Here is a 14,580-nt window from a genome sequence, read left to right as displayed (position 1 = left end):
GATCCATGCGCCACTTCACCGCCGTCGTCAACCCCACCGCAGGGGGTTCCAGCGGCACGGCCGGCCTGCTCCCGCTGGCCCGGCTGCTCCGGGAGGCGGGCGCCGGACTCGACACCGTCTACAGCCGCAGCCTGGAGCACGCCCGCGAACTCGCCCTGCGGGCCGGGGAGCGGGGCCACGTCGTCCTCGCCGTCGGCGGCGACGGCATGGCCGGCGGGATCGGCGGCGCGCTCAGCGGCACCGACACGGTGCTCGGCCTGGTGCCCGCGGGCCGCGGCAACGACTTCGCCCGCGCCCTGGGACTGCCCACCGACGCGCCGGGGCTCGCCGCCGTCCTGCTCGGCGGCGAGCCGCGCGCCGTCGACACCATCGAGGTCGAGTCCGCGACCCACGCCAGGACCTGCGTCCTGGGCAGCGTGTACGCGGGCGTCGACGCGGTCGCCAACCGCCACGCCAACGCCTCGCGGATCCTGCGGGGCGCGGCCTCGTACTACGCAGGCGGCCTGCGGGCGGTCCTCGCCTGGAAGCCCGCCGCCTACCGCATCACCGTCGACGGCGTCCGCCACGAGCGCACCGGCTACACGGTGGTCGCGGCCAACTCCGGCTTCTACGGCTTCGGCAGGAACATCGCCCCCGGCGCCCGGCTCGACGACGGCCTGCTCGACGTGGTGGTGATCCGCGATGCCCCCAAGCGGCTCTTCTTCGCCATGATGAACGAGCTGAAGACCGGCGCGCACCTGAACCGCCCCCAGGTCGAGATCCTGCGCGGCAAGGAGATACGCGTCGAGGCCGACCGCCCCCTGCCGTACGGCGCGGACGGCGAGGTCGACGCCACCCTCCCGGTCACCCTCCGGGTCCGCCCCGGCGCGCTCAGGGTCCTGGCCTGACCCGGATCCCGTCGCCGAGGCGCCCCCGGCCCGCACCGCGCGGACCGGGGGCGTCCCTCGCTTCACGCGCCGCCGGACTCCGGCCCGGCCGCGAAGGCGATCGCGCCGGCCGGGCAGACGCCGGCCGCCATCCGCGCCGCCGCCCGGTCCGCGGCGGCCGGCTCGGCGTCCAGCAGCACCACGAGCCCGTCGTCCGGGTCCTGGTCGAAGACCGCGGGCGCGGTCATCGCGCACATCCCCGCGCCGATGCAGCGCTCCCGGTCGACGCTCAGCCCCATCGCCGCCGCCCCCGTCACTTCTCGTCCCAGGCGACCGGGAGGCTCTTCACCCCGTAGATGTCCGCCGTCTCCGGGCGCAGCGGGACCTCCTCCGCCGGCACGTCCAGCCGCAGCGAGGGGAAGCGGTCGAGCAGCGCGCGGAACGCCACCCGCATCTCGATCCGCGCCAGCTGCTGGCCGAGGCACTGGTGGATGCCGTGACTGAACGCCAGATGCCCGTCGAAGGGGCGCCGGACGTCCAGCACGTCGGGGTCGGCGAACCGCTCCGGATCGCGGTTGGCCGTGTTGTACGAGAGGACGACCGTCGTCCCCGCCTCGACGAGCTGCCCGCCGACCTCGACGTCCTCCAGCGCCGTCCGCATGAACGTCTTGGCGACGCTCAGGTACCGCAGCAGCTCCTCCACCGCCCCGTCGGTGAGCGAGGGGTCGTCGCGCAGGGCCGCCAGCTGCTCCGGATGCCGCAGCAGCGCGAAGGTGCCGAGCGCCAGCATGTTCGCGGTGGTGTCGAAGCCGGCGGCCAGCAGGATCAGGCTGATCCCCTTCAGCTCCTCGTCGGTCAGATCGCTGTCCGTGAGCTCGCTGAGCACGTCGTCGGTGGGGTTCGCCCGCTTGGCGGCGACCAGCTGCGCCAGGTACTCCTGCGTCGCGGTGTACGCCGCGATCAGCTCCTCGTCGCTCACCTCCCCGCCCATGAACGTGTCGATCTGCTGCTGGAAGGAGGCGCGGTCCTCGTACGGCACGCCGAGGATCTCGCAGATCACGATCGTCGGGATCGGCTTGGCGAAGGCGGTCACCAGGTCGGCCGACGAGCCGGCCGCCGCCATGGCGTCCAGGCACTCGGCGGTGACCTGCTCGATCCGCTCGGTGAGCAGCCGCATCCGCCGCACGGTGAACCTGCCCACCAGCGGCTTCCGGTAGCGGCTGTGCTCCGGGTCGTCCATGAGCAGGAACTCGCCCGGCGGCGCCGGCGGAATCTCGAAGTCGACCACGTTCAGCAGGTCCTTGCGCGAGCTGAAGCGGGGGTCCGCCAGCACCGAGCGCACCAGGTCGTAACCGGTGATCAGCCAGCCGGGCATGCCGCCCGGGTGGGTGAGGCGGACGATGGGCCCGTGCCGGCGGGCGTCGACCAGCTCGGCCGGCGGGTCGAACGGGCACCCGGGCCGACGCTCCGTCGGCAGCGCCGCGACGGTGTGGAGGGATTCGCTCATGGCCGTTCCTCTTCTCGCGCGATGACATGGTTGACGATTCCCGAAAGCTACGTTGCGTTCAGAGGTTCGTCAATCATGTGAAGGAGAACGCGCAGGTAGAGAAAGAAAATTGGTGCAATGGGTCAGGTTCGAACGCAACGTCACGTTGCAATGGTGGAGTTCGGGGACACGTCGAGCCGGTCTGCGAGGAAGGCGATGATCTCGTCCCGGGCGCGCACCGTGGGGTGACCGGCGGCATCGACCAGATGGGCCGTGACGACGCTGTGCGCGCACCCGACGACCTCGCGGAAGAACGGCGGCGGATCGGTGTTCGCCGCCTCGTCGGGCAGCACCCGCCCGTCGAACGCGTCACCGAGGAGCGCCCGGTACGCGGCGAACCGCTGCCCCGTGCACCACCGGTCGTTCTCGAACCGGTACGCGAGCACCCTCAGCCCGTCCCGCCGCACCCGCTCCGCCACCGCCGCGGCGTCCTCCTCGCCCAGTTCGAGCCCGGCGGGGTCGTGGAGCGGCAGCGACGGATGGTTGACCACCGGCGCGACCACCGCCGGCTCCAGCGTCATCGACAGCGCGAAGTTCCCGGTGAAGCAGAGCCCCACCGCCCCGACCCCCGGCCCGCCCCGCTCGGCGTGCGCCACCCGCGCCAGTCCCCGCAGCCAGGACACCACCGGACTGGTACCGCCGCCGGCGAACGCCCGGAACTCGGCGGCGACGCACGCCCGCCGCACGACGGTCTCCGCCGCCTCGGCCCGCGGATAGGCCCCGTCGACACCGAACAGCGACGGGAGGTACACCGAGAACCCCGCCTCCCGGACCCACCGCGCGAACCGGGCGACGTCCGGACTGATCCCCGGCATCTCCGGCATGATCACGACCGCCGGCCCGGACCCGGACACGTACACCCGCTTGCCGACCCCCTCCACCTCGACCACCCTGCGCTCGAAGTCGTCCAGCGGATCGTCGCCCTGCCTGTGTGTGCTTCCCATGCGAGCAGGATGATGGGACCCCGGATCCCCGGAGAACCGGCGATATCGCCGACTCTCCGGGCGATACCGCCACCGCACCCGCCCCACCCCCTCGTCCGCCGGAGGCGCCGCATGAGTCCCCTGAGGGTGAGCGTGCTCGCCTACCCCGGCTGCTTCGCCTCCGAGGTCTTCGGCGTCCCCGACCTCCTCACCATGGCCGCGCACGTCGCCGCCGCCCAGGGGCGGGCTGAGGCCGCGTACGAGACCTCCGTGGTCTCACCCCGCCGGCGCGTCCTCGCCTCCGGCGGCTCCCGCGTCGACGTCTCGGCGGTCCGCCCCGCCGACGTCCTCGTCGTGCCCGGCTTCGAACTGGCACCCGACCTCGACCTGGACGCGACCCTCGCCCACCTCGCACCCGAGACCGCCGCCATCAGGGCCCAGGCGGAGACGGGCACCGCCGTCGTGTCGATCTGTGTCGGCGCCTACCTCCTCGCCGAGGCCGGCCTGCTCCGCGACCGCGAGGCCACCACCAGCTGGCTGTACGCCGACCGCTTCGCCCGCCGCTACCCCGACGTCCGCATGCGCCAGGAGCAACTGGTGGTGACCGACCGCGGAGTGACGACCACCGCCGCCTTCAGCGCCATGTACGACTTCGCCCTGCGCCTCGTCCGCGACCACGACGGCCCCCGGATCGCCCGCGGCACCGCACGCGTCGCCCTCCTCGACGACACCCGCGCCACCCAGACCCCCTACGTCGACCCGGACCTCCTCCCGGCGACGGGCCACGCCTTCTCGGCCGGCGTGATGCGCCGGCTCGACCAGAACCTCGCCGCCCGCTACGACCTCCCGTCCCTGGCACGGGAGTTCGGCGTCAGCACCCGCACCCTGCTCCGCCGCTTCGGCGCCGAGACCGGCCGGACCCCCCTCGCCCACCTGCAGGCCGCGCGCGTACGCCGCGCCCGGCACCTCCTGGAGACCACCGACAGGACCGTCGCCGCCATCGCCGCCGACGTCGGCTACCGCGACCCCGGAACCTTCACCACCCTCTTCGTCCGCCACACCGGCCGCCGCCCGAGCGCGTACCGGAACAGCAAGGGCCTTATCCAGAAAGGGCGTTGAGACCCGTCGGCCCCGCGGGTGGTCGGTGTCATCATCGATCCATGACGCAGCGATCCGACTCCGGTCGCCACACCGGGACCACCGCCGACACCGTCCTGCATCGCTTCGAACACTGGGCCCGCACCACCCCCGGGGCCGACGCCCTCGTCACCGGCCCCCGGCGCCTGACCTACGCGCGACTCGACGCGCGCGCCGCCCTGCTCGCCCGCCACCTGCGCGCCTCCGGCCTGCCGTCCGGCGGCCTCGTCGCCGTCGGCGTCTCCGACCGGACCTCGCTCGTCGTCGCGCTCCTCGCCGTCCTCAAGGCCGGCGGCGCGTACGCCGTCCTCGACGCGGAACACCCGCACATCGGGCGCCGGCAGCTCGCCGCCGTCGAACCGTTCGCCCTGCTCACCCGGACCGCCGACCGAGCGGCCCTCGACACCGGCGACGGCCCGCCGGTCGTCCTCCTGGACACGGAGACCGACGAGGAGTCCGTGGCGGACACCGACGGGGAGACCGTCCCGGCGCCCGAGCCGCGGCCGGACGACGCCCTCCCGGCGTCCGGCCCCCTCGCGGCCCGGGTGTTCACCGCCGCCGCCGAACCGCGTGCCGTGCCCGTCACCCACGACCTGCTGCTCGCCGCCTACGAGAGCTGGGCCGAGGTGACGCGCGTGACCCGGGACGACCGCCATCTCATCGACTCCGGCGCCGACGTCACCGGCTTCGCCACGGGATGGACCCGCGCCCTGTGCTCCGGCGGGACCCTCGTCCTGCCCGCCGTCCCACCCCGCAGGGCGGGGACGGGCCACGACCTCCCGGCCGCCGTCGAGAGCGAGCGGGTCACGGTCCTGTACGCGGGACCCGACCGCGCCACCGAACTCCTCGCCCGCGCCCCGCGCCCCGGCGACACGCAGGCCCGCCACGACCCGTATCCCGCCCTCCGCTCGCTGCGGCTGCTCGCCGTGACGGGGGACCGCCTCCACCTCGACGAACACGCCGCCCTGCACGGCCTGCTCCGACCCGGCGCCCGTGTGCTCAACGTCTACGGCCTCGCCGAGACGGCCGGCACGGGCACCTGGCTGGAACTCCCGCACCTGCACGGCCCGCTGGACTTCCCCGAGGGCCACACACTGCTCGGCGTCCCCTTCCCCGGGTGCGCCGCCGAGGTGGTCGCGGGCGAGATCCACCTCACCGCACCGGGCGGCGGCGGGCCGATGCCCACCGGCGACCTCGGCCTGGTCCGCGCAGACGGTCTCCTGGAGTTCGCGGGCCGGATCCGCGAACGCATCACCCTGCCCGGCCGCCGCCCCCTCGACCCGTACGCGGTCGAGGCCGCGATCCGCGGCCACGAGGGCGTCGGCGCGGTCATCGTCACCGGAGTGGACGGCACGCCGGACGCGCGGGGCACGCGGGGGGCCCGCGGCGCGCGTCGCCTGGTCGCCTACGTGACACCGCCCTCCGCGCCGTCGGCAACCGCCGTCCGGCCCGGCGTCGAAGAGCTGCGGACCCACCTCGCGGGCAAGGTTCCCGAGGCGGACATGCCGCAGGCCGTCGTCCGCATTCGCCGCCTGCCGCGCAACCGGGCCGGACAGGAGGACCGCTCGGCGCTTCCCCTCCCCGCGCGGCCCGGGGTACCGGCACGGACGGCGAAGTCCGGAGCCACCGCGTCGGGCGAAGCGCCGGCGTCGTGCGGCGTGGTCGGGGGCACGGTGGTGTGCGGATTCGCCGCCGTCCTCCTCACGGACCTCCTGTGGCCCGGATCCACCGACCTCACCGGGGTGCCGTCCCCCTGGTCGGCTCTGTTCGGCCTGCTGTACGTCTTCGAGTGGCTGTCGTTCGGCGCCGGTGCGATGTTCCTCCTCTTCGCGCGCCCGGCGATGCGGCGCCACGGCCGGGGGCGGCGCCTCACCTCGCTCGCGCACGTGGCGGTGGCGTACCTCCTGATGGCCTGGTGGCCGCAGGACAACTTCTACCGCCTGGCGGCGAAGAACGACTGGCCCCGACAGGCGGCGCTCGTCTACGCCTTCAACGTCCCCCTGATGCTCGCGGCCGGCGTCGTCGCCCTGTACGCCCTGAGCAGGCCGAAGGGCACCGAGGACACCCGAGGCGCCGCCTCGGCCTGACGGACGATCACCAGCGGGGCGCGTCGTCGTCTCCCTCCAGCCCGGCGAAGTCCGTCCCGACGCGCCGGGCCCCGGCCCTGACCACCGCCTCGGCCGCGTCCAGGGCCTCCGCGTCGCGCGCCGCCACGAGGAACCCCAGCCAGGGCGCGGGTTCGAAGGCTCCGGTCGGGATCGCCGGGACGAAGACGGCGCCCAACGCGGCGCACCCGTCCGCGAGTTCCTGGCAGAGGTCGTCGAACTGGGGCTCGGGCAGGCGCGCCCCGAGCCCGACACGGTCGACGATCCGTACGAGGTGCCCGGCGCCCCGCAGCGCGTCGAGCCGGGCCGCCACCATGAACGCGACCGACGGGCCGGTCAGCCGCAGGTTCGTCTCCGTCGGCGCCAGCCGCCCCGACCCGTCGGCCACGAAGTCCACGTCGAACCAGCCCCGGTACCCCGAGTCCGCCAGCTCGCGCCCCACCGCCCGCCCGAACGCGAGCAGCGGCCCCTCCGCCCATGCGGGCACCACCGCGGGCCCCACCGTGGCACCCGCGTAACAGCCGTCCCGCACCTCCATCACCGCGCCGCCCACCACGAACACCCGGCCGCCGGCGTCGACGAACCCGTCGAAGGTCAGGTCACGCGGACCGTCCGTCGCCCGCTCCGGCCCCGGGACGTACTCCTCCACCAGCAGCGGCCCGCGCGGCAGCCCGCGCAGCACGGCCCGCGCCCCGCCCGCGTCCCGCACCCGCCGGGGCGTGACGATCACGGTGCCGGAACCGCCCACGCCGTGCTCGGACTTCAGCACGGTGGTCTCCCCGGACCGCGCCCGGGCCGCCAGCAGCCGCACCGCCTCCCGGCGGGTCCGTGCCCGCCACTGGCCGGGCAGCACGACCCGTGGATGACCGCCCCCCGCGAGGATCCCGGCGAACAGCGCGTGCGCCGCGGACTTCGACTCGTACCGCAACTCGTGCTCGCCGAACGCCCGTCCCGTCACCTCGCCCAGCGCCCGCGTTGGCCCCCACGCCACCCACGGCAGCCCGCGCTCCGCCAGCCGCGCCACGAGGGCGGGCCGCCTCCGCAGCGCGTCGACGAGCCCGCCGCCGGCCGGCCCCGTCAGTCCGTCGTACACCTCCACCGCCGACCAGCCCAACTGGCGTCCGACCAGGTCGACCCAGCCGCGCGGCACGACACGCGGCAGCACCAGCGCCGCCGGGTCCGGACCGTAGAACGCGGCGAGACAGGCGTAGTGATCCGCCGCGGCGTCCCTCTCCCGGTCCACCCCGCCCTCAGTGAACTGCCCGTTGAAATCGGCGACGTTGCCCACGTGGACGGCCGGCACACTGCCCGTCCACGCCTGCGCCCACTCCGGCGGCGGTACGGGCGCCACCTCGAACCGCACCAGCCCCCGCGCCCCGGCCGCGTCGTCCTGCCGCGCCTCGGCCCCCATCGCCCGGTAGAACCCGGCCGCGTGCGGATCCGCGTCGATCACCAGGCGGCCCACGCCCAGCTCCGCCGCCCGCCGCACCACGTCCCGGTACAGCAGCCGCCCCACCCCGCACCGGATGGCCGCCGGCTCCACGAACAGCAACCCCAGTGACGCCGCCGGAGGCTCTCCCTCCAGCGAGGCGACCCCCAGCACCCCGCCCCGCTCGTCCTGCGCGACCACGATCCGCCGGGCCGTGACGTCCTCGGCCCGTATCCGCAGCTCGGGAGCGCATGCCGCGAGAAACGCGGCGTCATACCCCCAGTACGCCTTGGACCGCAGCACGAGCCCGCTCAGCGCCTCCGCCTCGTCCGCCCGCCCGTCCCTGACCTCCACCCCGCGCCGACCTCCCTCACCGCACGCCTCCCGCCATCATCCCGCGCCGACACCGGCCCCCACGGCCGGCACCCGGAATCACGGTGTCGCGTACCCCCCGATCCGGTTCGGGTTCTTGACGGAGGCGAGAACGCTCGGTCATGCTCGTCGCCAGGCGCGGCTCGGAATGTTCAACAATCCTCACCCGGCATAACGGGGATTCCTGGGGCGGATCATGCCAGGAATCCCCGGCCGTGATCGCCGCGTACGTCCGGTCACCTCCTTCTCGGAAGGACAGCACGTGACGAACAGGACCCCGAACCAGGACACGAACCCGACACCGAAGCCGACACCGCACCCCACGGCGAATCCGGCTGCGACTCCGTCCGTGAAGACCACCTGGAACAGCGACCCCCGCCCCGCCCGCCTCGAAGAACGCCTGGACGACGGTGTCGTCCGCTGCCACCTCAGCCCCAGGAACTGCCGCATCCGCCCCGGCCGGTACGGCTTCTGCCGCGTACGGGCGAACCGGGACGGGCGGCTGGTCACCCTGAACTACGGCCGGTCGGTGCACGCCACCGAGGAGACCATCGAGACCGAGGCCGTGTTCCACTACGCGCCCGGCGCCCGGATCCTGTCCATGGGCAACGTCGGCTGCATGCTCAACTGCGACTACTGCCACAACTGGAAGACCTCGCAGGCGCGTTACGTGGAGGACAAGGACGTCCACCACTACACGCCCGAGGAGGTCGTGGACATCGCGCTCCGGCACGGGATCGGCGTGATCTCCTGGACCTACAACGACCCCGTCGTCTGGCACGAGTTCGTCCTGGAGACCGCCGCGCTCGCGAAGGCGGCCGGCATCGTCAACCTCTACAAGTCCGCGTTCTTCATCACCGCCGAGGCGATCGAGGAACTCCTCCCGGTCATCGACATCTTCTCCGTGTCGATCAAGTCCCTCGACCCGGCGTACTACCGCAGGATCACCAAGGGTTGGCTGGAGCCCGTCCTCGAAGGGACGGAGCGGGTGTTCCGGGCCGGCAAGCACGTCGAGGTGTCCACCCTCATGGTCACCGACCTCAGCGACGACGAGAAGACCGCCCGCGACATGGCCACCTTCGTCGGCGAGCGCCTCAGCCCCGACGTACCGACGCACTTCGTGCGCTTCCACCCCGACTACAAGATGACCCACACCGTCCGCACCCCCGTCGACCGCCTGGAGAGGGCCCGCAGCGCCGCCCTCGCCATGGGCCTCCGCCACGTCTACCTCGGCAACGTCTACGACACCCCCTCCACCGACACCCGCTGCGGCGACTGCGGACGGCTCCAGGTCACGCGCTACGGACTCGACGCCGAGCTCGTCGGGGTGGACGCGAAGGCCCGCTGCACCGGCTGCGGCGGCCACTCCGGCATCACCCTGCTCCCGGACGCCCGGCCCCGCGAACGGGTGAGGGACCTGCCGTCGGGGGAGGACCTGTCCGTCGCCGCCTTCGACTGGCACGGAGACGTACGCGCCGTCCACGTCCAGCTGCGCAACACCTCCGCAGCCCCGGTCAGGGCCTACTCCCGCCGCTACGGCGACGCCACTGCCGACCCGGCGTGGGAGGCCGTCGACCTCGCGCCGCACGAGAGCTTCCGCTGCATCGCGGCCAAGAGCACGCCCGGCGAGACCGGAGTGCAGGTCGCCGTCCCGCGCGACTGCGCGTCCAGCCTCCACCAGGTCTTCGACCGGGCCCACTTCCCCACGGTGGAGGCGACCGAGGGCACGCTCGACGGCGACGTCTCGCCGCTGCCCCTCTTCCGCCCGGGTACGCGCCCGTGACCGCCCCCGACCGCCACCGGGAACCGCCCCTGAGGCACGGCACGGACTACCGCGTCCTCCCCCTCGGCGACGGCGAGGACACCGCCGCCGTCCTGATCAGCGGCAACCACCGGCTGCTGCTCGCCCCGGCCGCCACCGCCCGCCGCCTGGCAGCCGGTGTCGACCACCTCCTGCCGCCCGAGCGGCGGGCGTGGGACCGGCTGCGGGCGACCGCCGGCGTCGGCGACGACACCCACCGGACCCTGCTGGCGGAGAGCACGCCGTCCGACGGCGCCGACTTCGCGGTCAACGTCAACCTCACCAACGTCTGCAACCTCGCCTGCACCTACTGCTTCGCCGAGGGCGGCGACTACGGCCGCATCACCGAGGCGATGGGGGAGCACTCCGTCGCCTGGATCTTCGACTTCATCGAGACCCACGCGGCCCCGGACCAGCGCGTCCGCTTCGAGTTCTTCGGCGGCGAGCCGCTGGCGAACCTGCCCGTCATCCAGCGGATCTGCGCCCGCGCCCGTGAGATCACGGAACGGGACGGCACGCGGTTCCTGCACCGCGTCTCCACCAACCTCACCCTCCTGCCCCCCGGCACCGTGGAGCTCTTCCGGGACCACCGCTTCATCGTGTCGGTCTCGATCGACGGCGGGCGTCAGGTGCAGGACGCCAACCGCCCCTCGAAGAACGGCAAGGGCTCGTACGACAGGATCGTCCGCAACGTCCGCCGGCTGCGGGAGGAGTGCGGCGACGCCGTGACGCTCGTCGCGCGGATGACGATCGCCACGGCCGAACCCACCCTCAAGGAGAACGTGCTCGACCTCTGGCGGCTCGACCTCTTCGACCACTTCCAGATCTACCCGGGCGTCTACCCGGTCCGCACGGGCACGACCGTCCCCGTCGCCCTCACCCTCGGCGACCGCACGCTGTCCGAGCCGCAGGGGGGAGTCCAGTACATCAACCACTTCCTCCAGCCCGGCATCGTCGAACAGTTCAAGGACTTCCTCGCCCACTACCCGAAGCTGTTCGACGCCGGTAACCGCTTCAAGGGGGTGCTGGAGTACGAGAGGACCGTGCAGATGATCACCGAGGGCGCGGCGGCCCTCGCCTTCTGCTCCGGCGGCCGCACCTACTACACGCACTCGCCCGACGGCAGCATCAGCCCGTGCCACCGCCTCGTCGGGGACGAGAGCTTCGACGTGGGGACCGGCGAGCACGGCCTCACCCGCGCCCACCCCGAATGGCGGCGCACCGTCGACCAGCACCCCGTGTGCGGCGGCTGCTGGGCCCGCTACCTGTGCGGCGGGGGCTGCCGCCAGGAGAACCACGTCGCGACCGGAGACCTCAACGTCCTCAACGAGGAGTCGTGCCGGTACCAGGTGATGCTGGCGGAGGAGGTGATCACGATGCTGGCCCGGTCCACGCCCGCGTACCGGACCCGCTCCCGGACCCGCTACGACGACCTCTTCGTCTCCTGCGGCCGCCCCGTCCTGCCGAACACCAGACCCGCCGTCCCCGACACGGCCTCCGGCTCCGACTCCACCTCCGACTACGCGCCCTTCCACGTCCTCTGCTGACCGGGGACCTCGCGGGGGACACACCCTGCCGCTGGAGGCACCCCACTCCTCCGGCGGCAGGGGGCGCGCGGCTACCGGCCGACGGGGACGCGCAGCGTCCGGCAGGATCGCAGACCGACGTCGACGAGCTCCGCCAGGCAGGCGGACGGCATGAGCGTCGCCAGCCGGTGCATGGCAAGCACCGCCTCCCACGCCGAGGCCCTGGCCGGCGAGCCGTCCCAGGAGACGTCGTCGAGCCGGGACCAGAGGTGCGCGCCGAACCCCAGGTGAATCGTTCCTGCCCGGGCGGTCTCCTCGTCCAGCGCCCCCCGCACCGCCGTCAGGAACGTCACGGCGTCCTCCGGCCCCAGCGCGTCCACGACGATCCGCAGATAGGGGACGATCAGCACGGTCGCCTCCGGCCACCCGGCCTCGTCGCCGAAGCGTTCGCGCAGGTGTGCGTACAGCGAGTGTTCCATGTCATGGGTCATGGAATGAGAGATACGTTTCTCCAGCGGATCTTGCTCGCGACGACACGCGGAAACCCCCACCCCGCCGCTCATATGGACGGCGATGGGGCCGTCCGTCATGGCCGAACCGAGGGCGCGGGGGGCGTGGCCGACCCGGAAGCGGCACCGCGCGCCACCCTGATACGTCCGAACGGGTGACGCTGCGCCAACACGCCACCGCGGCCCCTTCGGTGGATCGATTCGCCTCCCGCCTGGCTTCGTAAGGTGACCCCTGCTTCCTTGATCATCTTTCGAAGGGACCACCCCGCTATGAAGCTGCGCAGCACCCTCGGCGCGTCGCTCGGCGCCCTCGCCCTCGTCCTGTCGACGGCCGGCTCGGCCCAGGCCGCACAGGGCGAGTTCCACTACAAGTACGTCGACGGCTTCGGTCAGGAGAACACCGTCACCCTGAACGACCCGCACAGCGGCAAGTGCATCAACCTCCACGCCGTCGGCGAGGACGACGAACTCCCCGGCTACGGCCCGCACAACGACACCGACACCGCCGTGACCGTCTACGTCGGCGCGAACTGCGAGGGCCCCGAGTGGCGCCTCAAGGCCCACGGCAAGCCCGCCAAGGACACCCTGGAACTCCGCTCGGTCCGCTTCGACGCGCCCACGGCCGTCAAGTAGACGCACCAGGGGCCGCCCCGAGAGAAAGGGGGCGGCCCTTCGGTGTGCCCGGCGGTAGATTGGCGACCTTCGGCCGGCGAAAGCCCCGGAGCCCCGAAGGCGAACGCCATGCCCCGTCAGCCCGGCCCCACCGATCACCGCCCCACGCCCCCGCGCCCGCCCTCGACGGCCCATCGGCTGGACGAGGCCCTGAGCGGCCTGTCCGACACCTTCCGCGGCATGACCGCGCACCCCGACGAGTACAACTGCCCCTGCCACTGGGGCAGCGCGGAAGAGCTCGCCCGGCTCAAGACGGCCGACGTGGAGCTGGACGCGGACCTCCTGCGGCGCACCTGGGAGGCCACCGACTGGACGTACCGGGGATCCGTCCTGCGCCGGATCCTGCCCCAGCTGGCCGCGGCCCTCGTCAGCGGCAGCACCGGCCCCGACCTGGAGGGCGTGGGCCGCGCCTTCGCCATGTCGGGCTGGCGCGCGTGGCCCGCCGAGCAGACGGCCGCGGTGGAGGAGTTCCTGCACGCCTGGTGGACGCACACGCTCACCACCCCGGCTCCCACCGTCCCTGCCCACCAGCTCCTGGTCCTGACGGCGGAAGCCACGGGCACCATGGCCCCGTGGCTGGCCGCCTGGGAGGCGACGCCCACCCCCGAGGCGACCCGGCACCTGGCCGAGGCGATCGACCACTGGGACCACGACCTGCTCGCCGACCGACTGCCCTGGAGCACCTGGGAGGACGAGGAGGAGTGGTACGCCGAACTGACCACCTGGCTGGTACGCCACGCGCCCGCCCGACTCCGCGCCCACGGCGCACCGGAGGACCTCCTGCACCGCGTACGACTCCTCGGCCTGACCGGCCCGGCCCGCTGGGAGGACCCCCACATGCCCGACCACCGGTACTGACCACGGAGGAACACGGCGGGCGAGGGCGCCCGGGATCTCCCGAAGGTGTGGTTACGTGGAGTGGTGTGCCCCAGGGGCGCACCGAGCACCGAGCACCGAGCACCGAGCACCGAGCACCGACGAGCCGATACCCGAGGTGGTCCTCACCCGATGCGTAACGTCACCTACTCCATGGGCGTCTCACTGGACGGCTACATCGTGGGACCCGACGGCGACTTCGCCTGGACGGAACCCGGCGACGAGGTCTTCCGGTCCTTCATCGACGAGATCCGCGAGGTCGACGTCCACCTCATGGGCCGACGGCTCTACGAGACGATGCTGTACTGGGAGACCACCGACCCGTCGACCTTCGACGACTCCGAGCGCGCATGGGCCGAGCTCTGGAACCCCCTCCCCAAGGTCGTCTTCTCCCGGACGCTGACGACGGTCCAGGGCAACGCCCGCCTGGCCTCCGGCGGTCTGGCGGAGGAGATCGCGCGCCTGCGGGCCGAGCCGGGGGAGGGCGACATCGCGATCGGCGGCGCCACGCTCGCCGCCGAGGCGGCCGCCCTGGGCCTGATCGACGAGTACCGGGCGCGGGTCCACCCGATCCTCGTGGGCGGCGGCATCCCCTTCTTCCCGAGGGACGAACGCCGGGTGGACCTCGAACTCGTCGACACCCGCACCTACGAAGGACGGGTGCTGTACGTCCGCTACCGCGTGGCGCGCTGACGGCACGACATACGGCTTTGCGACGACACCCCCGCGCCTGACGAGCCGGCCCCATGGACGGTGCGACGGAAAGGGCGCGGGGAACGCGAGCGGGAGACGGGCACACGGCCGTACGACGCCCGGCG

The 14,580-nt window shown here is 73.3% G+C and carries 13 protein-coding genes; 8 read left to right on the top strand and 5 right to left on the bottom strand.

The features are described from left to right. Positions 1-5 precede the first annotated feature (5 nt). Complete coding sequence (locus IF73_RS0128055; RefSeq protein WP_031012972.1) at positions 6-887, top strand: diacylglycerol kinase family protein; 882 nt, start codon at positions 6-8, stop codon at positions 885-887. Positions 888-949: 62 nt separating this feature from the next. On the opposite strand, the gene IF73_RS0128050 is transcribed toward IF73_RS0128055, so the two are convergent. The 3 genes from IF73_RS0128050 to IF73_RS0128040 form a co-directional block, all read right to left on the bottom strand. After that, positions 950-1,165, bottom strand: coding sequence for a ferredoxin (locus tag IF73_RS0128050; protein ID WP_031012970.1), 216 nt, complete (start codon positions 1,163-1,165; stop codon positions 950-952). Between the two features lie 14 nt (positions 1,166-1,179). Continuing rightward, positions 1,180-2,373: a cytochrome P450 gene (locus tag IF73_RS0128045; RefSeq protein ID WP_031012968.1), complete on the bottom strand. Its 1,194-nt coding sequence runs from the start codon at positions 2,371-2,373 to the stop codon at positions 1,180-1,182. 140 nt (positions 2,374-2,513) lie between these two features. Beyond that, complete coding sequence (locus IF73_RS0128040) at positions 2,514-3,356, bottom strand: dienelactone hydrolase family protein (protein WP_031012966.1); 843 nt, start codon at positions 3,354-3,356, stop codon at positions 2,514-2,516. A 111-nt stretch (positions 3,357-3,467) separates the two neighbouring features. On the opposite strand from IF73_RS0128040, the gene IF73_RS0128035 reads away from it, so the two are divergent. Continuing rightward, entirely contained in the window at positions 3,468-4,454 is a 987-nt protein-coding gene (locus IF73_RS0128035) for a GlxA family transcriptional regulator (RefSeq protein WP_031012964.1), read from the top strand. 41 nt (positions 4,455-4,495) lie between these two features. Next, positions 4,496-6,559: an AMP-binding protein gene (locus IF73_RS0128030; RefSeq protein ID WP_031012963.1), complete on the top strand. Its 2,064-nt coding sequence runs from the start codon at positions 4,496-4,498 to the stop codon at positions 6,557-6,559. A 7-nt stretch (positions 6,560-6,566) separates the two neighbouring features. Here IF73_RS0128030 and IF73_RS41620 read toward each other — a convergent pair whose 3' ends face one another. Beyond that, on the bottom strand, positions 6,567-8,360 hold the full coding sequence (locus tag IF73_RS41620; RefSeq protein ID WP_063833489.1) for a GNAT family N-acetyltransferase: 1,794 nt from the start codon (positions 8,358-8,360) through the stop codon (positions 6,567-6,569). Between the two features lie 367 nt (positions 8,361-8,727). Between IF73_RS41620 and amrS the strand changes: the two genes are divergently transcribed. Further along, a complete protein-coding gene (gene amrS / locus IF73_RS0128020; RefSeq protein WP_031012959.1) occupies positions 8,728-10,161 on the top strand; it encodes an AmmeMemoRadiSam system radical SAM enzyme in 1,434 nt (477 codons plus the stop codon). Beyond that, positions 10,158-11,726, top strand: a complete 1,569-nt coding sequence (locus tag IF73_RS0128015; RefSeq protein WP_031012952.1) for a radical SAM/SPASM domain-containing protein — start codon at positions 10,158-10,160, stop codon at positions 11,724-11,726. The genes amrS and IF73_RS0128015 overlap by 4 nt, the downstream gene beginning before the upstream one ends. Positions 11,727-11,797: 71 nt before the next feature. Here the strand turns inward: IF73_RS0128015 and IF73_RS0128010 are convergent, their stop codons facing one another. Then, a complete protein-coding gene (locus tag IF73_RS0128010; protein ID WP_158822165.1) occupies positions 11,798-12,196 on the bottom strand; it encodes a hypothetical protein in 399 nt (132 codons plus the stop codon). A 288-nt stretch (positions 12,197-12,484) separates the two neighbouring features. Here IF73_RS0128010 and IF73_RS0128005 point away from each other — a divergent pair, with 288 nt between their 5' ends. The 3 genes from IF73_RS0128005 (at position 12,485) to IF73_RS0127995 (ending at position 14,455) form a co-directional block, all read left to right on the top strand. Next, positions 12,485-12,847 carry a hypothetical protein gene (locus IF73_RS0128005; protein WP_031012949.1) on the top strand — a complete coding sequence of 121 codons (363 nt, stop codon included), beginning with the start codon at positions 12,485-12,487 and terminating at the stop codon, positions 12,845-12,847. Positions 12,848-12,955: 108 nt separating this feature from the next. Next, complete coding sequence (locus IF73_RS0128000; RefSeq protein ID WP_078868293.1) at positions 12,956-13,744, top strand: hypothetical protein; 789 nt, start codon at positions 12,956-12,958, stop codon at positions 13,742-13,744. Positions 13,745-13,894: 150 nt separating this feature from the next. Next, entirely contained in the window at positions 13,895-14,455 is a 561-nt protein-coding gene (locus tag IF73_RS0127995) for a dihydrofolate reductase family protein (RefSeq protein ID WP_031012947.1), read from the top strand. Positions 14,456-14,580: the final 125 nt, after the last annotated feature.

This window comes from Streptomyces sp. NRRL F-5727 (assembly GCF_000719555.1).
GTDB lineage: Bacteria > Actinomycetota > Actinomycetes > Streptomycetales > Streptomycetaceae > Streptomyces.
The sequence above is the reverse complement of the archived record's forward strand: the minus strand, read 5'-3'. Positions and strand labels throughout refer to the sequence as shown.